Annotated in this window: 16 protein-coding genes and 1 pseudogene; 12 read left to right on the top strand and 5 right to left on the bottom strand. The window is 70.6% G+C overall.

All coding sequences use genetic code 11. The annotated features are described in order from the left end of the window. Positions 1-10: 10 nt before the first annotated feature. From ACFYMM_RS08960 to ACFYMM_RS08950, 3 genes are read left to right on the top strand one after another with little or no spacing between them, the layout of a single operon-like run. Entirely contained in the window at positions 11-3,247 is a 3,237-nt protein-coding gene (locus tag ACFYMM_RS08960) for a glycosyl hydrolase family 28 protein (RefSeq protein ID WP_388385129.1), read from the top strand. Next, positions 3,244-5,529 (top strand): alpha-galactosidase, encoded by a 2,286-nt coding sequence (locus ACFYMM_RS08955; protein ID WP_388385128.1) that lies wholly within the window; start codon positions 3,244-3,246, stop codon positions 5,527-5,529. The genes ACFYMM_RS08960 and ACFYMM_RS08955 overlap by 4 nt, the downstream gene beginning before the upstream one ends. An 11-nt stretch (positions 5,530-5,540) precedes the next feature. After that, on the top strand, positions 5,541-7,571 hold the full coding sequence (locus ACFYMM_RS08950) for a PQQ-dependent sugar dehydrogenase (RefSeq protein ID WP_388385127.1): 2,031 nt from the start codon (positions 5,541-5,543) through the stop codon (positions 7,569-7,571). 7 nt (positions 7,572-7,578) lie between these two features. On the opposite strand, the gene ACFYMM_RS08945 is transcribed toward ACFYMM_RS08950, so the two are convergent. Next, positions 7,579-9,405: an AMP-dependent synthetase/ligase gene (locus ACFYMM_RS08945; RefSeq protein ID WP_388385126.1), complete on the bottom strand. Its 1,827-nt coding sequence runs from the start codon at positions 9,403-9,405 to the stop codon at positions 7,579-7,581. A 319-nt stretch (positions 9,406-9,724) separates the two neighbouring features. Continuing rightward, a complete protein-coding gene (locus tag ACFYMM_RS08940) occupies positions 9,725-10,210 on the bottom strand; it encodes a GNAT family N-acetyltransferase (RefSeq protein ID WP_388385125.1) in 486 nt (161 codons plus the stop codon). 86 nt (positions 10,211-10,296) lie between these two features. Here ACFYMM_RS08940 and ACFYMM_RS08935 point away from each other — a divergent pair, with 86 nt between their 5' ends. From ACFYMM_RS08935 to ACFYMM_RS08905, 7 genes are read left to right on the top strand one after another with little or no spacing between them, the layout of a single operon-like run. Continuing rightward, positions 10,297-11,076: an SCO2525 family SAM-dependent methyltransferase gene (locus ACFYMM_RS08935; RefSeq protein ID WP_388385124.1), complete on the top strand. Its 780-nt coding sequence runs from the start codon at positions 10,297-10,299 to the stop codon at positions 11,074-11,076. 24 nt (positions 11,077-11,100) lie between these two features. Further along, complete coding sequence (locus ACFYMM_RS08930) at positions 11,101-12,942, top strand: SCO2524 family protein (protein ID WP_388385123.1); 1,842 nt, start codon at positions 11,101-11,103, stop codon at positions 12,940-12,942. Between the two features lie 3 nt (positions 12,943-12,945). Then, complete coding sequence (locus ACFYMM_RS08925) at positions 12,946-13,863, top strand: SCO2523 family variant P-loop protein (protein ID WP_388385122.1); 918 nt, start codon at positions 12,946-12,948, stop codon at positions 13,861-13,863. Continuing rightward, positions 13,860-14,825, top strand: coding sequence for an SCO2522 family protein (locus ACFYMM_RS08920; protein ID WP_388385121.1), 966 nt, complete (start codon positions 13,860-13,862; stop codon positions 14,823-14,825). The genes ACFYMM_RS08925 and ACFYMM_RS08920 overlap by 4 nt, the downstream gene beginning before the upstream one ends. After that, entirely contained in the window at positions 14,826-15,800 is a 975-nt protein-coding gene (locus tag ACFYMM_RS08915) for an SCO2521 family protein (protein WP_388385120.1), read from the top strand. It begins immediately after the preceding gene. A gap of 1 nt (position 15,801) precedes the next feature. Further along, the gene (locus tag ACFYMM_RS08910) at positions 15,802-16,734 is read left to right on the top strand and encodes a hypothetical protein (RefSeq protein WP_388385119.1); all 933 of its coding nucleotides are present in this window, start codon (positions 15,802-15,804) and stop codon (positions 16,732-16,734) included. 9 nt (positions 16,735-16,743) lie between these two features. Continuing rightward, on the top strand, positions 16,744-17,634 hold the full coding sequence (locus ACFYMM_RS08905) for a DUF6879 family protein (protein ID WP_388385118.1): 891 nt from the start codon (positions 16,744-16,746) through the stop codon (positions 17,632-17,634). A 15-nt stretch (positions 17,635-17,649) separates the two neighbouring features. On the opposite strand, the gene ACFYMM_RS08900 is transcribed toward ACFYMM_RS08905, so the two are convergent. Continuing rightward, entirely contained in the window at positions 17,650-18,534 is an 885-nt protein-coding gene (locus ACFYMM_RS08900; RefSeq protein WP_388385117.1) for a LysR substrate-binding domain-containing protein, read from the bottom strand. 129 nt (positions 18,535-18,663) lie between these two features. Here ACFYMM_RS08900 and ACFYMM_RS08895 point away from each other — a divergent pair, with 129 nt between their 5' ends. Beyond that, on the top strand, positions 18,664-19,704 hold the full coding sequence (locus ACFYMM_RS08895) for a bile acid:sodium symporter family protein (protein ID WP_388385116.1): 1,041 nt from the start codon (positions 18,664-18,666) through the stop codon (positions 19,702-19,704). A gap of 168 nt (positions 19,705-19,872) precedes the next feature. After that, positions 19,873-20,400: an isochorismatase family protein gene (locus ACFYMM_RS08890; protein WP_388385115.1), complete on the top strand. Its 528-nt coding sequence runs from the start codon at positions 19,873-19,875 to the stop codon at positions 20,398-20,400. Here ACFYMM_RS08890 and fdhD read toward each other — a convergent pair. Together fdhD and ACFYMM_RS08880 are read right to left on the bottom strand one after the other, a co-directional pair. Then, positions 20,387-21,241 carry a formate dehydrogenase accessory sulfurtransferase FdhD gene (gene fdhD, locus ACFYMM_RS08885; RefSeq protein ID WP_388385114.1) on the bottom strand — a complete coding sequence of 285 codons (855 nt, stop codon included), beginning with the start codon at positions 21,239-21,241 and terminating at the stop codon, positions 20,387-20,389. The genes ACFYMM_RS08890 and fdhD overlap by 14 nt on opposite strands. A 7-nt stretch (positions 21,242-21,248) precedes the next feature. Next, a pseudogene (locus ACFYMM_RS08880) lies at positions 21,249-21,362 on the bottom strand (Fe-S-binding domain-containing protein); the annotation flags it as partial. Between the last annotated feature and the right edge of the window lie 60 nt (positions 21,363-21,422).

The following is a 21,422-nucleotide window of genomic DNA, read 5'->3' as shown; positions in this document are numbered from 1 at the left end:
GAGCCGTCCCATGAAGTCCCCCACCGGTTCGCGCCGTCGAGCGGCGGCCGTCCTTCTGTTCGTCGTGGCCGTCGTCCTCGGCCTCGCCCACCCCGCGGCGCTCGCCGCCCCGCACTCCGCCGCTCGCGCCGCCGCCGAGTACAACGTCCGCGACTACGGCGCCAAGGGCGACGGCTCCACCAACGACAGCCCGGCCATCGACAAGGCGATCACGGCCGCGAGCGCGGCGGGCGGCGGCACCGTCCGCTTCCCCTCCGGCACCTACAAGTCGAAGAACACCCTCCACATGAAGAGCCATGTGACGCTCCAGCTCGACAAGGGCGCCACCCTCCAGGGCTCCAACGCCGGCACCTACGACAAGGCCGAGGCCAACCCGTACGACGCCTACCAGGACTACGGGCACAGCCACTTCCACGACGCGATGATCTACGGGGACAGGCTGACCGACATCGGCTTCGTCGGTCAGGGCGTCATCGACGGAGCGGGCAACCTGATCACCGGCAACCCCAAGTCCGGCCAGGCCGACAAGATCATCTCGCTGACCCGGTGCGACGGGCTCAGGATCGGCGACGGTCTCACCCTGCGCCGGGGCGGCCACTTCGCCGCCCTCACCAACGGCTGCACCAACGTGACCTCCGACCACCTGACCATCGACACCGCGAGCGACCGCGACGGCTGGAACGTCATCTCCACCACCGACGCCACCATCACCAACGCCACGATCCACGCCAACGACGACGCCCTCGTCTTCAAGAGCGACTACGCGCTCGGCGCCAAGCTGCCCAACGGCCGTGTGCGGGTGAGCGGTTCGACCCTCGGGGCCAGGTGCTGCAACGCCCTGATGTTCGGCTCGGAAACCTGTGGCGACTTCTCGGACTACCAGTTCGACAACATTGTCATCGACGGCGCCGACAAGTCCGGCCTCGGCATGGTCTCGATGGACGGCTCGAAGATCTCCGACGTCCACTACCGCGACATCACGATGACGAACGTCCACTCGCCGATCATGCAGAAGATCGGCACCCGCGAGCGCTGCGGCAACAGTCCGGGTGTCGGCTCGATCAGCGACGTCACCTACGACAACATCACGGCGACCGGCAACAGCCCCTCCTTCAGCCCGACCCTGTGGGGCGAGACCGGCCACCGCATCAACGGCGTGACCTTCACCGACGTCAACATCACCGTCCCCGGCGGCAACGGCACCCTGTCCACCGGCGTGCCCAGCAACACCGCGACCGACTACAACCCGAACAGCATCGGCACCCGGCCCGCCTACGGCTGGTACCTGCACGACGCCGACAACGTCCAGTTCACCGACAGTTCGGTGAGATTCGCCGCGGACGACGGTCGGCCCGCGTTCATCGCCGACGCGGCCGACGGCATCCGGCTCACCCGGTTCACCGCGCAGAAGGGCGGCAACTCCCCGTTCGACGTGGGCCTCAAAAGCGTCACCGGCGCGTGCCTGACGGACAGTCACAACACCTCCGGCGGCGCCCTGCGGGTCTCGGGGAGTCAGGACTGCGGCACTGCGGCGGCCAAGCCGCTCGACCTGGAGAACCCCCGCCAGGACTTCCTCCGCAACTCCGTCGGCGGCCTCTTCCTGCACTGGGGCCTGCGCACCGCCCCCGCCCACACCAACTGCTCCGCCTGGGAGAACGACGTCACCAGCGGCGGCTGGACCCCCGACTACTGGGTGAACGAGGCCCGGAAACTGCACACCCAGTACCTGGTCCTCGCCACCTTCCACAGCCGCCTCGGCTACGCCCGCCCCTGGCCGTCGAAGATTCCCGGCTCCTGCTCCACCAAGCGGGACTTCCTCGGCGAGCTGATCACCGCCGCCAAGGCCAAGGGGATGAAGGTCATCCTCTACATGACCAACGACCCCCAGTGGCACGCCGAGGGCGGCCACGAGTGGCTCGACTCGGCCGCGTACTCCGCCTACAAGGGCAAGAACGTCGACCTGACCACCAACGACGGCTTCGGGCAGTTCAGTTACGACAACTTCTTCGAGGTCATGGACCGCTATCCCGACCTCGGCGGCTTCTGGATCGACAACGACAACCCCTACTGGGAGAGCCACAACCTCTACCAGCAGATCTACGACAAGCGCCCGAACTACACGCTCAGCAACAACAACGAAGACACGCCCATCATGGACATGATCAGCAATGAGCAGAAGACGGGCATGACCCCGGCCTACGACTACCCGCAGGCTCTCTACACCGCCCAACCCCGCCTGACCGAGGCCGACTTCAAGCTGCCCTCGACCGGCGCCTGGTGGTACGACGGCTCCGACCCGACCGTCGACAAACAGCTCACCCTCGGCCGCCTGATCACCAACGCCGGCTCCTCGGTGAAGGCGCTGATGGCCGAAACAGCCCAGGTCAACGGCAAGTTCCCGTCGAACCAGGCCTCCTTCAACAACTTCGCGAACTCCTACCTCGACCCCGTCTGGGAGTCCCTGCACGGCACCGAGGGCGGCGGCTACATGTACGGCGGCCTCAAGCCCGGCGCCTGGAACGACGGCGCGTACGGCGTCACGACCATCGCCAAGGACGACGCGAACCGGCAGTACGTCCACGTCCTGACCCCGCCCAGCACCAGCACCCTGCGCGTCCGGGACAACGGCTACCGCGTCGCCTCCGTCACCAACCTCCGCACGGGCCAGGCGGTTTCGTGGTCGCAGTCGGGCGGTGCGCTGACCCTGAGCGGGCTCGGCTCCTGGGACCCGTACGACACCGTCTTCAAGGTCACCACCGCCGGCCGCGAGGGCATCCTCACCGGCGTCAAGGTCACCGCGAGCGCCTCCGCGAGCGGACACGCCGCAGCGGCGGCCGGTGACGGCGACTACCTCACCTACTGGGACAACGGCAAGACGCTGCCGGTGAACCTCACCTTCGACCTCGGCTCGGCGAAGAAGGTGCAGTACATCGGGCTCAACCAGCGCGAGGACTCCGTCGCCTACGCCCGCTCCGCCACCGAGCAGTCGGCGCGGATCAAGGACTACAAGGTCTTCCTGAGCGACGACGGCTCGACCTGGGGCAGCGCGGTCAGGACCGGACAGTTGCCCAGCCGCCGAGGAGTGCAGGGCATCGACCTGACCGCCGCGGGCGCCCGCTATGTCCGGCTCGAGGTCGACACCACCTGGGCCGCCTCCACCGACACCACCCGCTACCAGCGACTGCGGATCGACGAGGCGTGGATCGGTACGTCGTACGCCACACCCGCGAACGGGGGACAGTCATGATCCGGGTCAGATCGCTCACGGCCGCTGCGGCGGGCCTGCTTCTCGCTGCGGCGGTGCCGCTCGTGGGCACCGCCCATCCGGCCGCCGCCTCCGACAACGGCCGGTCCGTGCGGCCCGCGATGGGCTGGTCCAGTTGGAGCTTCGTGCGTCGCTGGCCGACCGAGGCGAAGATCGAGGCGCAGGCCGACGCGCTGGCCTCCAGCGGCCTGAAGGACCACGGCTTCGTCTACGTCAACCTCGACGACTTCTGGCAGAAGTGCGACGGCAACGGCTTCGTCGTCGACGACTACGGCCGCTGGGCCGTGGACACCGGCAAGTTCCCCGACGGCATCAAGGGGGTGGCGGACTATGTCCACTCCAAGGGCCTGAAGTTCGGTTTCTACGTCACTCCGGGCATCGCGAAGAACGCCGTCACCAGGAACACGCCGATCGAGGGGACCTCGTACCACGCGAAGGACATCGCGGACACCTCCACGGCCGAGAAGAACTACAACTGCAAGAACATGTACGCCATCGACTACTCCAAGCCGGGCGCGCAGGAGTTCGTGAACTCCTGGGCCAGGCAGTTCGCGTCCTGGGGAGTCGACTACCTGAAGATCGACGGCGTGGGCAGCGCCGACATCCCCGACGTCCAGGCCTGGGACACGGCGCTGCGGGCGAGCGGACGGCCCATCAACTTCGCGCTGTCCAACAACCTCCCGATCGCCGACGCCGCCACCTGGCGCAAACTGGCCAACAGCTGGCGCACCCAGGGCGATGTGGAGTGCTACTGCGGGCCGGGGAGCAACGGCAGCGGCTATCCGCTGACCGACTGGTCCCACGTCTCCAAGCGGTTCGACTCGGCCGCCTCCTGGCAGCCGTACGCCGGCCCCGGCGGCTGGAACGACCTGGACTCGCTGGAGATCGGCAACGGCGACCAGGTGGGCCTGACGGCCGACCAGCGCCGCTCGCACTTCACGCTGTGGTCGATGGCGGCGGCCCCGCTGCTGCTCGGCACCGACCTCACACAACTCGACCCCGTCGACAAGGCGATGCTGACCAACGACCGGCTGATCGGGGTCGACCAGGACGGGGTGGCCGCGAAGCGGGTTGTGAACAGCGGTGTCAAGCAGGTCTGGAGCAAACGGGAGAACAGCGGCGACTACGTGGTGGCACTGTTCAACACCGGGACCTCCGGCACCAGCACGGTCGGTGTGAACTGGTCGCAGGTCGGTTTCACCGGTTCCGGCGATGTCACCGACCTGTGGTCCGGCTCCGACAAGGGCGTGATCGCGGACTCGTACAGCGCGACCCTGCGACCGGGCGAAACACGGCTGATCCGTGTGAAACCGGTTAACAACGTGAACGTTTCCGCGGCATCCGCGGCATCTGAGTCATCCGCGGCAGCCGCGGCCTCCCCCGGTTTCGCCGTGGCCCCCTACGAGTACCTCGGCTGGGGCAACCCCCAGAACCCCACCTCCGTGATGTCCGCGACCGGCGTCAAGTGGTTCACCCTCGCCTTCGTCCTCTCCGACGGCACCTGCAACCCGAAGTGGGACGGCTCCCGCCCGCTGACCGGCGGCAGCGACCAGTCCACGATCAACGCGATCAGAGCGGCCGGCGGTGACGTCGTCGTCTCCGTCGGCGGCTGGAGCGGGAACAAGCTCGGCGAGAAGTGCTCCAGCGCCTCCGCGCTGGCCGGCGCCTACCAGAAGGTGGTCAACGCCTACAAGCTGAAGGCGCTCGACATCGACATCGAGAACACCGAGTGGTCCAACGCGACCGTGCGTCAGCGGGTCGTCGACGCGCTGAAGACGGTGAAGGCGAACAACCCGGGCCTGAAGACCGTCATCACCTTCGGCACCACCTCCAGCGGCCCGGACTCCACCGGCGTCGACATGATCAAGCGGGCGGCGAACTCCGGTCTGGCGAACGACGTCTGGTGCGTCATGCCGTTCGACTTCGGCGGCGGCACCACGAACATGGGCAGTCTCACCACCAAGGCCATGGAGGGCCTCAAGGCCCAGGTGAAGTCGGCGTACGGCTACAGCGACGCCACCGCCTACGCGCACATCGGGCTGTCGTCGATGAACGGCAAGACGGACGACTCCGGTGAGCTGGTGCGGCCGGCCGACTTCAGGACCATGCTCGCGTACGCCCAGCAGCACCACATCGGGCGGCTCACCTACTGGGCCGTCAACCGTGACCGGGGCTGCGGCTCGGGCACCGCCGGGGACTCCTGCAGCGGCGTGACGCAGCAGCCGTACGACTACCTCAAGGTCTTCACCCAGTACACGGGCTGAGGGGAACATCCGTGAACATCAGAAGAGTTCTGCCGTACGGCGTCGCGGTGGCCCTGGCGCTGCCGCTCGCCGGTCTCGGCCAGGGCACCGCCCTCGCCGCCACCGACTACCAGGCCGAGGACGCCCAGATCTCGCAGGGCACCGTCTCCACCAGCCACACCGGGTACACCGGCACCGGCTTCGTCGACTACACCAACGTCAAGGGCTCCTACGTGGAGTTCACGGTGAGCGCGGCCTCCGCCGGCACCTCCGCCCTCACCCTGCGCTACGCCAACGGCACCTCCGTCGACCGGCCGATGGACATCTCCGTGAACGGCACGGTCGTCGCCCCGGCCGTGTCCTTCCCGGCCACCGCCGACTGGAACACCTGGGTCACCAAGACCGTCGACGTCCCGCTGACCGCGGGCACCGACAAGATCCGGGCCACCGCCACCACCGCGGGCGGCGGCCCCAACCTCGACCGCGTCAGCCTCGACGCGGCCACCGACACCCAGGCCCCGACCCGCCCCGGACAGCCGAGCTGCTCGGACATCGGCGAGAACGCGCTGACCCTGGCCTGGGGCGCGTCCACGGACAACGTGGGCGTGAGCGCGTACGACATCTACGAGCACGGCAACAAGATCGGTGAGGCGCCCGGGAGTTCGACATCCAAGGCGCTGACCGGGCTCACGCCGAACACCGACTACAACCTCACGGTGATCGCCCGGGACGCGGCGGGCAACACCTCCCTCGCCAGCCCGGTCGTCGACTGCACCACCGAACCCAGCTCCGACACCACTCCGCCCAGCAAGCCGGGCACGCTCTCCGCGAGCAACGTCACCGCGAACAGCGCCGATCTGAAGTGGGGCGCCTCGACCGACGACAAGGGGGTCGTCGCCTACGACGTGCGCAGCGACACCACCGTCTACGACACGGTCACCAGCGGCACGTCGACCACGCTCACCGGGCTCGCCTGCGACAGCCCGTACAGCCTGAACGTCGTCGCCCGCGACGCGGCCGGCAACGTCTCCGAACCCAGTGACACGGTCACCTTCACCACGAAGGCGTGCGCGACCGACGGCGGAGTACCGTCCTCGATCGCGCCGCTCTCCACCGGCTGGACCATCCCCTGGGGCACCTACTGGATGCCCGACGGCAAGACCGCCCTGGTCACCGAGCGGGACGACTTCCGGGTCTTCAAGGTCACCAAGGACGGCACGAGGACACAGGTCGGCACCGTCCCCAATGCCGTCACCACCAACGGGGAGGGCGGGCTCCTCGGCGTCGCCGTCGACCCCAAGTGGGACACGAACCACTACGTCTACTTCATGCACACCGCGTCCGAAGGCAACCGCGTGGTCCGCATGACCTACGACGGCACCAAGCTCAGCGACTACAAGATCCTGCTCCAGGGCATCAAGAAGAACCGCTATCACAACGGCGGCCGTCTGGTCTTCGGCCCCGACGGCTACCTCTACGTCTCCACCGGTGAGGCCCAGACGCCCGACCTGGCGCAGGACAAGACCTCACTCAACGGCAAGATCCTGAGGATGACGACGGACGGCAAGCCGGCCCCCGGCAACCCGTTCGGGAACTACGTCTACAGTCTCGGTCACCGCAATCCGCAGGGTCTCGCCTTCGACCGCAGCGGGCGCCTGTGGGAGGCCGAGTTCGGCAACAGCTCCAAGGACGAGCTGAACCTCATCAAGCCCGGCGCCAACTACGGCTGGCCCACCTGCGAGGGCATCTGCGGTGTCGCCGGCATGACGAACCCCAAGGCCACCTGGAACGTCTCCGAGGCATCTCCGAGCGGCATCGCCATCGTCCGCAACGTCGTCTACATGGCGTCCCTGCGCGGCGAACGGCTGTGGCGCATCCCGATCAACGGCGACACCGAGAGCGTCGGCACCCCGAGCGCGTACTACGTGGGAACGTACGGCCGGCTGCGCACGGTGACCAAGGTGCCGGGCGCCGACCAGCTGTGGCTGTCCACCACCAACTGCGACAACAACGGCAACCAGCCGGACGGATCCGACCAGATCTTCCGCGTGAACATCGGCTGACGGGCCCTCACGCCCGGTAGAGCGCCTCGACCTCGTTGGCGTAGGCGTTCTCGATGGCCTTGCGCTTCAGCTTCAGGGACGGGGTCAGCAGACCGTGTTCCTCGGTGAAGGGCTGGGCCAGTATCCGGAACGTGCGGATCGACTCGGTCTGCGAGACGAGGGTGTTGGCGGCGACCACCGCGCGCCGCACCTCCGTCTCCAGGTCGGCGTCGCGCACCAGCTGGACCGGGGACAGCTTCGGCTTGCCGCGCATCTGCAGCCAGTGCTCCACCGCATCCTGGTCGATGGTGACCAGGGCGGCGATGTAGGGGCGGTCGTTGCCGACCACGATGCACTGGTTGACCAGCGGATGGTCGCGGACCCGCTCCTCCAGCACCCCGGGCGAGACGCTCTTGCCGCCGGAGGTCACCAGGATCTCCTTCTTGCGGCCGGTGATGGTGAGGAAGCCGTCCTCGTCGAGGGAGCCCAGGTCGCCGGTGGCCAGCCAGCCGTCGTGCAGGGTCGCGTCGGTGGCCTTCTGGTTGTTGAGGTAGCCCTGGAAGACGTTCTGGCCGTGCAGCCAGATCTCCCCGTCGTCGGCGATGTGCACGGTGACGCCCGGGATGGCCTGGCCGACCGTGCCGTAGCGGGTGCGGTCCGGCGGGTTGGCGGTCGCCGCCGCCGTCGACTCGGTCAGACCGTAGCCCTCGTAGATCTGCACGCCCGCGCCCGCGAAGAACAGACCCAGCCGGCGGTCCATGCCGGAACCGCCGGACATCGCGTTGCGGATCCGGCCGCCCATCGCCGCACGAACCTTGGAGTAGACCAGCTTGTCGAACAGCTGGTGCTGCATCCGCAGGCCCGCGGAGGGTCCAGGACCGGTGCCCCAGGCCTTCGCCTCCACCGCGTCCGCGTACCTGACCGCGATCTCGACGGCCTTCTCGAACGGGCCGCCCTTGCCCTCCTTCTCCGCCTTCCGCCGGGCCGCGTTGAACACCTTTTCGAAGATGTACGGCACCGCCAGGATGAACGTGGGCCGGAAGGCCGCCAGGTCGGGCAGCAGGGCGGCGGCGTTCAGCTGCGGCTGGTGACCGAAGCGGACGCCGTGACGGATCGCGGCCACCTCCACCATGCGGCCGAAGACATGGGCCAGCGGCAGGAACAGCAGGGTCGAGACGTCGTCGCCCTTCCTGGCGTGGAACACCGGCTCCCAGCGGTCGACGACCGTGTCCGCCTCGAACATGAAGTTGCCGTGCGAGATCACACAGCCCTTGGGACGGCCCGTGGTGCCCGAGGTGTAGATGATCGTGGCGACGGAGTCGGGGGTGACCGCCTGCCGGTGGCGGTGCACCAGGTCGTCCTCGATGTGGGCGCCCGCGTCGTACAGCTCCTGCACGGCTCCCGAGTCCAGCTGCCACAGCTGGTGCAGCCGGGGCAGCCGGTCGATGACGGTGGCGATGGTCATCGCGTGGTCCTCGTGCTCCACGACGGCCGCCGTGCACTCGGCGTCGTAGAGCATCCAGAAACACTGTTCGGCGGAGGAGGTGGGATAGACCGGCACCACCTGGGCACCTATGGTCCACAAGGCGTAGTCGAACAGGGTCCACTCGTAGCGGGTGCGGGACATGATCGCGACCCGGTCGCCGAACCGGATGCCCCGCGCGAGCAGGCCCTTGGCCAGGGCGAGGACCTCGTCACGGAACTCGGCGGCGGTCACGTCCCGCCACTGCCCGGAGTCGTCCTTGCGGCCGAGCGCGATGTGCAGCGGGTCCGACTGGGCACGCTCGAAGACGGTGTCGGCCAGACCGCCCACCGGCGGCGCCGACGCCAACGGAGGGTTGGTGAACTCGCGCAAACCCGCTCCCCGCTTCTGCTCCTCAGTGGCGCTCCGCACAGCGCCGTGAAAGCTACCCCACCGACCGAGCGGGCGGGAGGGGGTGCGAAACCGAGCAATCCTCACCTTTGGGGCCGTCAGCGCCCCGTAAATGCGCTTGTACGCGGAGGAGTCGGGCAGATTACTTACGGTGCAGTAAGTTCCGGTGCCGTAATCTCCACCGAATCTGCCCGACCCGATTACCGGGCGCGTCCCGTCGCGATCGCCTCGCCGGGGCCGGGCGCCCGGCCGGGGTGTCCTCTCGGTCAGCGTCGCGGCGGCGGATTCCGTCACTCCGGTTTCACACCGGGCGGACCATGATCAGGCGGTGCTGGCCGGGGCCGAAATAGTCCGCGCGGTCGTCGGTCTGGACGAAACCGAACGAGCCGTACAGCGCGAGGGCGGGCGCGTTGGCCGGATCCACCGTCAGGGCCGCCTCCACCACGCCCTCCGCGCGCATCATCTCCAGCGCGGCCTCCATCAGCCGGCGCCCCATGCCCTGCCCGCGCAGCCGCTCGTCCACGCCCAGCCCGAGGATCCAGCTCCGCTTGCGGTCCGAGCGGGTGCCGGCGAGCACGTATCCGAGCAGGTCGGTGCCGTCGTCGAGGACGAGGAAGTCGTCCCCGCAGACGTCCATCAGCTGCCGCAGCACGAAGAACGGGTAGGCGAACTCGGTGAAGATGTGGGCGTCGAGGCGGGCCAGCCGGGGCAGGTCCTGCTCGGTCGCGGCGCGCATCCGCACCTGGGCGGGATCTGCGGCGACGGTGTCACCGATGGGTCGAATCATTGCCGTTCCTCGAAGCGTGAGTTGATTGTGGCCCCGAACGGGGCATTCCCTCATACCATGAGACGATCGATGCGAGGGGGCAGAGAGTGCGTGAGCCGCTTGTACAGGTGCTCAATGACGACGCTCCGTGGGATTCATTCGACGCACGTGCGTACGTGGATGTCAACTACCGCTGCGTGACCGCCGAGGATTCCTTGATCCTCGCGATCGTACGTGATCATTTCGCCACTCATTTCGACGCTGACGGGCGTATTCCGTTACGCGGAATCGATGTCGGCACCGGCGCGAACCTCTATCCCGCGCTCTCCCTGCTGCCCTGGTGTCACGAGATCACCTTGTGCGACCGGTCGGCGGCGAACGTGGAGTGGCTCAAGCGGCAGGACTGGGCGCTGATGTCGGAGCGGGGGGAGTGGCTGTGGAGCCAGTTCTGGGACATCCTCGCCGAGCGCCCGGCCTACGGCGCCATAGCCGAACCCCGCTCCCTGCTGGGCTCGTTGAGCCGGGTGGAGCACGGCAACCTGTTCGACCTGCCCCGGGCCGGCTGGGAGATCGGCACCATGTTCTTCGTGGCCGAGTCGATGTCCACCTCCCGCGAGGAGTTCGAACGGGCCGTGGCCTGTTTCCTCGGCTCGCTGGAGCCCGGCGCGCCGTTCGCCGCCGCTTTCGTACGGGGTTCCGCCGGATATGACGTCGGCGCCGAGTCGTATCCGGCCTGCGACGTGGCGGAATCCGATGTGCACGCCACGCTCGCCCGGTACAGCGAGCGGTGCGAGATCACCGTCGTGGATCCCTCGGTCCCCCCATTCCGTTCCGGATACAGCGGAATGATCGTCGCCTGCGGGCGGCGGAACTCCCATTCCGCATAAGCGAAAGAGAAAGGGGGGTGGCAGGTGCAGATCGATCCGCGCCGGCAACTGCTGGACATCTGGTCGAGTATCGCGCGGCATTCCGTGGCCGACGGGAAATGGGCCTGGGGTCCGCAGCGCGGGCGCAGCAGCGTCGAGGACGCCGAGCGCCTGCTGTGCCTCATGTATCCCGCCACCGAGATCCGCGCCTTCCAGCTCAGCGACCCCGATCTGCTGCAGGGCGACGTGGAGGCCGTCCTCAGGGGCCTGGGCGGCCGGCTCGACCTCGCGGAGGTCTTCTGCCGCATCCTGCGGGAGTTCACCGAGACCCACACCGCCGACGACGGACGGCCCACCTTCCACGGCGGCAGCTACTTCACCTCCCTCGACCCGCGGCGCGCGCCCACCGGGGAACAGCGCGCGCTCGGTGTCGTGGACTCGTTCTCGATGTCCATCACCCTCTGCCTCGCCGCCCTCGGCTTCCTCAAGGACCTGGCCGGCCGAGGCCCCTGGGGGAGGTTCGGCGCCCTGGCCGCCGAACTGCGGGAGGCGGCCCGGACGCGGCTCACCGCCGCCATGGCCAGCCTGCTGCGCTGCTTCACCGTCGACGTCTTCGCCGCCGACTCCGAGCGCGGCCGCCGACTGTGCGGACTGCTCGGCCAGGGCAAGGTCGCCGACCGGATCGTGCTGGAGGAGTTCCAGCGGCTGTTCGGCCCGCTGCGGGCCACCCTCCGCGACCACTTCGACCTCGGCGCCGACGTCGTCGGCAGCCTCGACCAGCGCAACCAGCTCTTCGAGTGCGGCTGGACCTGGGGCATCGTCCGGGGCGCCCCGCCGGTGGTGACCGGCGAGGACATCGGCGTCCAGCCCGAGGGATGCGCCACGGCCGTCCCCTCCCCGTACTTCACCGTCGTCGCCCTGGACGGCATCGTGGACCTGTTCTCCGACCGCACCCTGCGGCTCGGGCTGCTCACCCCCGAACAGCAGCGGCTCGCCGAGGAGCTCAGGCTGCGCCGGCAGGTCGCCCAGCAGTACTGGTCGGGCATCGCGCGCTTCCAGCCCGCCGGCTGGCCGCTCGCCGACATCCCCTGGCGCTGCGCCGCCGACGGGCCCGTCGCCGAGTACTCCACCCTCGCCGTCACCTCGATCCTGGTGCACGGGCTCGCCCGGGAACGCACCGCCGACGACGACGTCCCCCGCGTCGCCGACGTCCTCGAACGCCTCGCCGAGCGCGGGCGCGTCACCAGCCGCATGACCCGCGACGCGGACACCGCCCTGCGCCTGCACAGCCCCGGCGTCACCCTGCCGCTGGACGGCAGCGATCTGCTCGGTCCGCCGCTGGCCTGGACCGTCAACGACTTCTCCGCCCAACTCCTCAAACGCGCCGTCCAGTTGTGCGTCCTCGGCCGTGCCCTGCCGGCCCAGGAACGGCTGCTGCGGCTGGCCGAGCAGACCATGGAACACCTGTGGCGCCGACGCAGGCGGGACGGCACCGGCGCCGGCCTGTGGGACGACCCGCGCGGCGTCCACCCCGGCGCACCGGCGCCGGCCGAACCCTCCTGGGGCCTGACCGAACGCGTCGTCGAGGCCATGGTCGCCGCCGGCCTGCTGCTGGCCCAGCAGCCCATCCGCAGCATCGACCTCCTGGAGATCGCCCGCGACCTGATCAGCGAGGCCGGCCACATGCTCGGCGTCGAACGGCAGGGCCCCTCGGTGCGCGCCGACGGCCCGCAGGGCCTCGAACTGGCCGGCATCGAGGCCAGGCTGCGCCGGGCCGGCCGTATAGCCGAGGAGAAGCCGGGGACCGCCGCCGCCCTCGCCCTGCGCGCCCTCGACGACCTGGACGCGCTGGCCCGGGCCCGGCAGAGCGCACTCGGAGGCGGATGAGCCGTGATCCTCTTCGCCGCGTCCGACAAGGGCGGCACCGGCCGCTCGGTCACCACCGCCAACCTCGCCTACCGCCGGGCCCTGCGCGGCGACGACGTCGTCTACGTCGACTTCGACTTCGGCTCGCCCACCACCGCCGCGGTCTTCGACGTCCCCCTCGCCCAGCGCGGCGTCACCCACGCCGGACTCCACTCCTACCTGCGCGGCGACAGCGGCGAACCGACCCGGATCGACGTCTGGGCGCACACCCAGCACCCGGCGCTCAGGCTGCGCCCGCCAGGCTCCGGCCGGCTGGAGCTGCTCCCCGGCGACCGGGGCGGCGGCGAGTTCGCCGTCGACGCGGACGCCCTGCGCCGCTGCGCCGATCTGCTGCTCTCCCTCAGCGGCGAGTTCGACCTGGTCATGGTCGACCTCAGCGCGGGCCGCAGCTTCGCCCTCGACATGGTCCTCGCGGTGACCTCCCGGCCCGAACTGGACGGCCTCCAGGCCCGCTGGCTGGTCTACCACCGCTGGACCCGTCAGCACGTCATGGCCGCCGCCGGGCTGGTCGACGGCGACCGGGGCATCGTCGCCGCGGGCATGCGGCGGGGCCACGACGGGGAACGCCTGCGCGCCGCCATCCGGTTCGTACGGGCCGCCGTACCCGACCTGGACGCGCCGCCCTGGTCCCAGCTGCCACCCACCCAGTCGGCGTGGATGCGCCTGTGCGACCAGACCCTCGCGGCGCTCGCGGCCGAACTGGGCGTGGGCTGGGCCAGAGTGCTCGGCTGCACCCCGCTGGAGCCCGTCCTGCAGTGCCGCGAGCAGCTCATCACCGACGAGGACGTCTTCGACAGCGGCATCGTCGCCGTGCAGACCCGGCAGGCGTTCGAGGACCTGGCCGGCCGGCTGACCGACGCCGAGGCCTGGGGGCGGCCGTGACCGGGCCGGCCGCCCGCGTGTTCCAGGAGACCGGCGCGGGCCCGCGCACCCGGTCCGTGCCGCTCGCCCATGTCTCCCTGGAGGTCGGCCACCTGTACGCCGAGGACCACCTGGCGGGCCCCGAGCGGCTGCGCGCCCACTTCGCCGCCGTACGGCCGTGGATCGACGCGGTGCGCGCCTCGGTGACCGGTCCGGCTGGCCGGCCCCGGATCAGCACCTGTTTCCTGGTGGACGACTACTTCACCCCCTTCTCCTCGCCCGCCGAGGTGCTGCCCGTGCTGCTGGCCGAGGCCGAGCGGGCCGGGGTCACCATCGACTACCTGGCCCGCGAATCGGCCTGCGCCGAGGCCGACGGCGTCCCCCTGGCGCAGCACACCCTCCAGCGGCTGGTCGAGTCCCCGGTGCCCGGCAGCGACGGCTCCCGGCCGCCCGCCCGGCAGACCGGCTGGCTGGCCAACGGCGCCCGCGGTCCCGGCGGCGCGCCGGCCCAGGCGATGGCCGAGGCGCCCGGCTGGCGGCCGCCCGCCGAGACCGCCGCCCGCCGGCACTCGATCTTCACCGACGTCGAACTCTGGGACGACCGCGAGGGACGGCGCACCTGGTCCTGCCCCTTCCTGGCCGCCGTCTGGCAGCTGGCCCGCCTCGGACTGCTCCGCGAGGACGGCAGGCCCGTTCCCGAGCCGGCCGGCCCCGGCGACCGGCCCTGGCCCGACCACTGGTCCGCCCTGCCGCCGCTGACCCGGCTGGTACCGGACGCGGCCCCGTTCACGGCCTACCTGACCTGGTCCGTGCTCGGCGCCCGCTTCCTGCCGGTGGAGAACGCGGTCCGGGTCGTCCTGGACCAGGTCGCCGTGGACCCGCAGGCGCTGGCCCAGACCGCCGAACGCTCCGCGAGGGAGGGCCTGCCCGTCCCCGCCTCCGTCGCGGAGCGGGCCTCCTACGTCTTCTACCGGGAACCCTGAATGGCGCCCGGGAGGGAGGTCACCGTACTGGCCTGGGGCGAGGTGCGCACCGGTCTGCTGGCCACGTCCCGCTCGCTGACCGGGCCGGAGGCGGAGCGGGTGCTGGCGCTGCGGCCGGGGGAGCGGGTGCGGGTGTCGGCGCGGCCGTCGCCGTACGCCGTCTCGCCCGACGTGCTCACCGGTGTGGACTGCGTGCTGCCCGCCGCGTCCGGGGCCCGGGTCCGCGGGGTCGGCACCGTGGTCGCCCGTGCCGCCCTGACCGCGGGGCGCGTCCTGCAGTCCTCCGCCCGGGTGAGCGCATGCGCGGCCGGCCCGCACGAACGGACGCCCTGGGGACGCCACTTGGCCGAACCAGGGGTCGTACGGCCCTGGGGGCGGCTGTCCGCCGAGGAGGTCGCCGGGGGCTGGCTCGGCGGCGGACACCGGCCCGGGGAACTCGCGCTCGGCGCAGTCGCCGAGCGGCTGGTGGCGGAGGTGACCCGGCATCCGCTGCTGGACCGCCGGCCGCCCTTCGTCTCCCGTCCCACCCGGCTGCGCTGGGCCGCCCTGCGCGAACCCACCGGATCCGAGCCGTCGTTGGCGGCCTTCACCCTCGCCGAGGGCGGGCTGCGCACCCTGCGCCTCCGGCTGCCCGAGGACCTGGACTGGGAGGCGGCGGCCGGGTTCGGCGAGGACCTCGCCCTGCACGACTGGCTCCTGACCACCCTCGTGACGCTGATCGACCGCAGCCGGCTGGGCTCGGTCGAGGGGCCGCGGGCACTGCCCGTCCTGCGGCTGGCCGTCGACCATCTGCTGCACCTGTGGATGCCGGCCGCGCGCGTCGACCCGGCGCTGGCACCGCTGTGGCGGCCCCTGGAGGAGGCGCCCGGTTTCAGCAGGCAGTGGCAGGCGCTGGCACAGCGGATCAGGGACCAGATGGCGTTGCTCGCGGTCGCCCACCTCACGGGCCGCCCGATGACCGGAAGCGGGGGATGAGATGGCGGAGTCCGGCGGGACACAGTCGGTGCTGCTCAAGGTCGCCGTCACGGGCGCCCTGGGCACGGGGACGTACGTGGTCACCAACCTCTTCCAGGCCTCCGAGGTCGCGAAGATCACCCTGACCTTCCTGATCGCGGGCTCGGCGCTCATCGTCCAGTTCATGATCGACTTCGAGAAGGGCACCAGACGGCTCGCGGAGGCCCTGGAGGCGCACGAGAGGGCCGTGGAGACCCGGGTCCGGGACGGCTTCGTCCGCATGGGCGACATCTCCGAGTTCCTGGGACGGCTCGACGACGACACCGACCGGTTCAAGGAGGTCGAGCGGCTCGTCCGCAACGTCGCCGCCCTGGACCCCCGGCCCGACCCCCTGGTCCAGGCCTTCGCCGACGCCGAACTCAAACGGGTCGCCAAACTCATGGGCGACCTGTCCGGCAGCCATGTCGACTACGAGGGGGAGGACCGGGACTGGCTGCTGACGCTGGTGACCAAGGTCCGCCGGACCATCGACGCCGCCAGCACCCACGACGACCTCGACTTCTGGAAGACCGACCTCGGGCGCCGCTATCTGATCGAGCAGCACCGCGCGATCCGCACCCGCGAGGTGGAGATACGCCGGCTGATCATCGTCGACTCGCCCGACCGCATCGACGACATGCTGCGCAGACTGAGGGAGCAGCAGGAACTGCTGGGCATCAAGGTGAAGTTCGCGGCGCTGTCCACACTGCCGCACCACCTGCGCATCTCCCCGGTGCACAACTTCGTCGTCTTCGACGGGGCGATCAGTTACGAGGTGAGTCCCGAACTGGAGGGGCGGGGCGCCGAGGCGGATCCGGTGCCGCCGCTGATCGCCAGCACGAAGCTCGTGCTCGGCCTCGACGAGGTCGCCACGCGGGTCGTCCGCTTCGATGAACTGTGGGCCGAGGGGAACTAGGGAGGCGAGATGAGCACCAGGTTGGCGCTGACGTCGAAACTGCTGGTCACCGTGATCGTCGGCGGCGCGGTCTATCTGATCGCCGGTGCCTCCGGCCGGCCCGAGGAGTGGCGGATCACCCTGGCGGTCGTCGGCGGTGTCGCGGTGCTGATCATCCAGTACATGATCGGCCTGGACCGGCGGCTGACCGCCCTCGGCGCGGAGCTGCGCACCGACCGCGGGGACACCTTGCGGGTCATCGAGGACAGCTTCGCCCGGATCAGCGAGGCGACCGAACTCTACGGACAGGTGGAGACCTCCCCGCTGCGCCGGCACGGGGTGGCCAAACTGGTCAGCAACGCGACGAACGTGCTCTCCAGCGGGCCCGACATCGTGCGCGTCTTCGCCCGGGAGGAGGTGAACCGGGTCGCCGGGCTGCTGGAGGCCATGAGCGACAGCTCGGTCGAACGCGCGGGCGAGGACCACGACTGGATCGTGGCCCTGACCGAGTGCGCCGCCTCGACCGTCGACGCGATCAGCACGTCGATGGACAAGGACTTCTGGGAGACCGAGACGGCGGCCCGTTATCTGCGCGCCCAGCGCGAGGCGATCCAGCTGCGCGGAGTGCGGATCAGGCGCCTCTTCCTGCTCACCGAGGCCGGTATCGACGCCGAACTCGAACGCCAGCGCGACATCCAGCAGGGTCTGGGCATCAACGTCCGCGTCCTGGCGCTGGAGGAGACACCGCACGCCACGCTGCTCGGCGCCACGAACGACTTCATCCTCTTCGACCAGGAGCTGTCCTACGAGGTCGTCTTCGATCCCGGCGGCTTCAACGCCACCACCAGCCTCAACTTCGAACCGGAACGCGTCTCCCAACGGGTCCGCCGCTTCGACGCCCTGTGGGCCGCCGCCCGCTGACCGGGCGGGCCGGGATCAACGCCCCCCGGCCCGCCCGCCCACCGGCACCAGCCGGTTCCCCCCGGCCAGGATCGCCGCCGCCAGGGCGTCCGCCGCCTCCTGGGCCGGGGCACGGCGCTCGGCGTGCAGCAGGACGAAGTCGACCGTGCCCAGCTCCGGCAGGGCCGCGCGGTCCGCCACCCGGAACAGACCGGGCGGGATCACACCGCGGGAGTGGGCCATCACGCCGAGGCCCGCTCGGGCCGCCGCCACCAGGCCGTTGAGGCTGCCGCTGGTACAGACGACACGCCACTCGCGGCCCGCCCGCTCCAGCGCCTCCAGGGCCAGCGCGCGGGTGATGCCGGGCGGCGGATACACGATCAGCGGCACCGGACGGTCGGCGTCCAGGCGCAGCCGCTCGGCGCCGATCCACACCAGGTCGTCGCGCCACACCAGCTCACCGCGCCGGTCCCGGGCGCGCCGCTTGGCCAGCACCAGGTCCAGCTTCCCGGCGGCCAGCTGCTCGTGCAGGGTCCCGGACAGCTCCACCGTCAGCTCCAGGTCGACCTCGGGATGGTCGTGGCGGAAGGCCTCCAGGATCTCCGGCAGCCGGGTGAGCACGAAGTCCTCCGACGCGCCGAAGCGCAGCCGGCCCCGCAGCCGGGTGCCGGTGAAGAACGCCGACGCCTGCTCGTGCACCTCCAGGATCCGGCGGGCGAAGCCCAGCATGGCCTCGCCGTCCTCGGTCAGCTCCACCGAGTGGGTGTCCCTGGAGAACAGCTGCCGCCCGGTCGCGTCCTCCAGCCGGCGCACATGCTGGCTGACGGTCGACTGACGCAGCCCGAGCCGCCCGGCGGCCTGCGTGAAGCTGAGCGTCTGCGCCACCGCCAGGAAGGTGCGCAGGTGGGAAGGGTCGTACATAGCGCCAGGTTATCGCGGAACGTGATGACAGTCAGAGTGGTGTACGGGATTCCCGATCGGCTCGACGGACAGGAGGATGGAAAGGGCCCCCGGGCCCGACAGAGACCACAAGAGAGAAACCGGAGCACCGTGAAACGCCTGCGCTGGCCGAGCCGGCTGCCGATCGACCCGTACATCCTGCTGCTGCTCGGTACGGTCGGCCTCGCGGCGCTCCTCCCGGCCCGGGGCACGGCCGCCGATGTCGCCTCCGGAGCCTCCACGGCCGCGATCGCCTTCCTGTTCTTCCTCTACGGCGCCCGGCTCTCCACCCGCGAGGCGCTGGACGGATTGCGCCACTGGCGGCTCCATGTCGCCGTCCTGGGCTGCACCTTCGTGATCTTCCCGTTGCTCGGCCTGGCCGCGCGCGGGCTGGTGCCGACGCTGCTGAACCAGCCGCTGTACGAGGGGCTGCTGTTCCTCACCCTGGTGCCGTCGACCATCCAGTCGTCGATCGCGTTCACCTCGATCGCCCGCGGAAACGTCCCTGCGGCGATCTGCGCGGGCTCCTTCTCCTCCCTGGCCGGCATCGTGCTCACCCCGCTGCTGGCGGCCGTCCTGCTCGGGAACAGCGGCGGGGGCTTCTCGGCCGACTCCCTGATGAAGATCGTGCTCCAGCTGCTGGTGCCGTTCCTCGCCGGGCAGCTGCTGCGCCGGTGGATCGGGGGCTTCGTCGCCCGGCACAAGAAGGTCCTCGGACTGGTGGACCGGGGCTCGATCCTGCTGGTCGTCTACACCGCGTTCGGCGAGGGCATGGTCCAGGGCATATGGCACCAGGTCAGCGTCGTGCGGCTGGCGGGACTGATGGCCGTCGAGGCCGTGCTGCTGGCCGTGATGCTCGCCCTGACCTGGTACGGCGGGAGGGCGCTCGGCTTCGGCCGGGCGGACCGGATCGCCATCCAGTTCGCCGGCTCGAAGAAGTCCCTCGCCTCCGGCCTGCCCATGGCGAGCGTCCTGTTCGGCGCCCACGCCTCGCTGGCCGTACTGCCGCTGATGCTCTTCCACCAGATGCAGCTGATGGTGTGCGCGGTCATCGCCAAGCGCCGGGCCAACGACCCGCGGGAGGCCGCGCCGCGGCCCGCACCGCCCCCGGCGGCGCACCCCGCGACCGGCACGGGCGCCCACGCCCGTTGACCGCTGACCGCTGACCACTGACCGCTGACCGCAGAGGGCTGACCGCTGACCGCAGAGGGCTGAGGGCTGACCGCTCACGGCGGGTCCTTCCGCCCGAACGCGTCCCTTTCCCCGGCCTGTTGAGCCGGATCACCGGTACGGAGCGCTGACGGCGGCTAACGTTCCGTCATGACCGCTCCGCTCGCGCTCGATCCGGCGCGCACCGCCCTCGTTCTCGTCGACCTGATGGACCGCGTCGTCGCGCTGCCGGTCGAACCCCGCGAAGGCGCCGACGTCCTCTCCGCTGCACGGGAACTGGCCGACGCCTTCCGCTCGGCCGGCGCACCCGTCGTGCTGGTCCGCGTCGAACGCCCCGGCGTCGCCGAACAGCCGCCCGGCAGCGGTCTCGTCGCGGGTCTGGCACGGGAGGGCGACATCGAGATCGTCAAGCACACCGTCGGGGCGTTCCAGGGCACGGGCCTCGACGACCGGCTGCGCGCACACGGGGTCACCACCCTGGTCCTCGGCGGCATCGCCACCAACCTCGGCGTCGAGTCCACCGCCCGCGCGGCCGCCGACCTCGGCTACGACCTGGTCTTCGCCGAGGACGCCATGGCGGCGCTCACCGCACCCGAGCACGAGGCGTCGGTGCGGCTCGACTTCCCCCGCCTGGGCACGGTGGCCCGCGCCGCCGACGTGCGCCTCACCCCTGGCTGAGCGCGGTCGGACTGCCCACCGCCACGCGGTCCTCGCCCGCGTACACGTTCATGGAGGCGCCGCGCAGGAAGCCCACCAGGGTCAGACCGGTCTCGGCGGCCAGGTCCACCGCCAGCGAGGACGGTGCCGACACGGCCGCCAGCACCGGGATGCCCGCCATCACGGCCTTCTGCACCAGCTCGAAGGAGGCCCGGCCGGAGACCAGCAGGATCGCGCGGGACAGCGGCAGGTCCTCGTTGCGCAGCGCCCGGCCCACCAGCTTGTCCACCGCGTTGTGCCGGCCCACGTCCTCCCGTACGTCCAGCAGCTCCCCGTCCTCGGAGAAGAGGGCCGCCGCGTGCAGCCCGCCGGTCCGGTCGAACACCCGCTGGGCGGCCCGCAGCCGGTCGGGAAGGCTCGCCAGCAGGGCCGGGGTGATCCGGAGCGCGGGTGTGTCGGCGATCGGCCAGCGGGCGGTCGTCCGCACGGCGTCCAGGCTCGCCTTGCCGCACAGACCGCACGACGACGTGGTGTACACGTTCCGCTCCAGCGTGATGTCGGGCAGCACGACATCCGGAGCCGTCCGCACGTCCACCACGTTGTACGTGTTCGAACCGTCCACGGTTGCGCCCGCGCAGTACACGATGTTCCGCAGCTCGTGCGCACCGCCCAGCACCCCCTCGCTCACCAGGAACCCCGCGGCGAGCGCGAAGTCGTCGCCGGGCGTACGCATGGTGATCGCGAGGGGCTTGCCGTTGAGCCGGATTTCCAGGGGCTCCTCGGCGACGAGCGTGTCCGGGCGGCTGGAGACGGCCCCGTCCCGGATGCGGAGCACCCTGCGTCGTTCCGTGACTCGTCCCATGTCCTGATCAGTCCCGGTTCTGTACGTGCTGGTGGCCGAAACGGCCCCTGATGCGAGGACCGCCGTGGGTCACCGGGCCGTCGTACGGGCAGGTGACCCTCACGATCTCATTGTCCCGCATGAACCGCTCGGCGCGTTCTGCATGTCGTTCACCGCATACGGCAGACCGGTTTCCTTCCCA

Origin of the sequence: Streptomyces sp. NPDC006739 (assembly GCF_042869815.1) — a bacterium.
Lineage (GTDB): Bacteria > Actinomycetota > Actinomycetes > Streptomycetales > Streptomycetaceae > Streptomyces.
The sequence above is the reverse complement of the archived record's forward strand: the minus strand, read 5'-3'. Positions and strand labels throughout refer to the sequence as shown.

Excerpts from the sequence above, each read along its gene's own strand:
- ACFYMM_RS08960 (WP_388385129.1), top strand. The coding sequence starts at position 11 with ATGAAGTCCCCCACCGGTTCGCGCCGTCGAGCGGCGGCCGTCCTTCTG.
- ACFYMM_RS08955 (WP_388385128.1), top strand. The coding sequence starts at position 3,244 with ATGATCCGGGTCAGATCGCTCACGGCCGCTGCGGCGGGCCTGCTTCTC.
- ACFYMM_RS08940 (WP_388385125.1), bottom strand. The coding sequence starts at position 10,210 with ATGATTCGACCCATCGGTGACACCGTCGCCGCAGATCCCGCCCAGGTG.
- ACFYMM_RS08915 (WP_388385120.1), top strand. The coding sequence starts at position 14,826 with ATGGCGCCCGGGAGGGAGGTCACCGTACTGGCCTGGGGCGAGGTGCGC.
- ACFYMM_RS08910 (WP_388385119.1), top strand. The coding sequence starts at position 15,802 with ATGGCGGAGTCCGGCGGGACACAGTCGGTGCTGCTCAAGGTCGCCGTC.
- ACFYMM_RS08905 (WP_388385118.1), top strand. The coding sequence starts at position 16,744 with ATGAGCACCAGGTTGGCGCTGACGTCGAAACTGCTGGTCACCGTGATC.
- ACFYMM_RS08900 (WP_388385117.1), bottom strand. The coding sequence starts at position 18,534 with ATGTACGACCCTTCCCACCTGCGCACCTTCCTGGCGGTGGCGCAGACG.
- ACFYMM_RS08890 (WP_388385115.1), top strand. The coding sequence starts at position 19,873 with ATGACCGCTCCGCTCGCGCTCGATCCGGCGCGCACCGCCCTCGTTCTC.
- fdhD (WP_388385114.1), bottom strand. The coding sequence starts at position 21,241 with ATGGGACGAGTCACGGAACGACGCAGGGTGCTCCGCATCCGGGACGGG.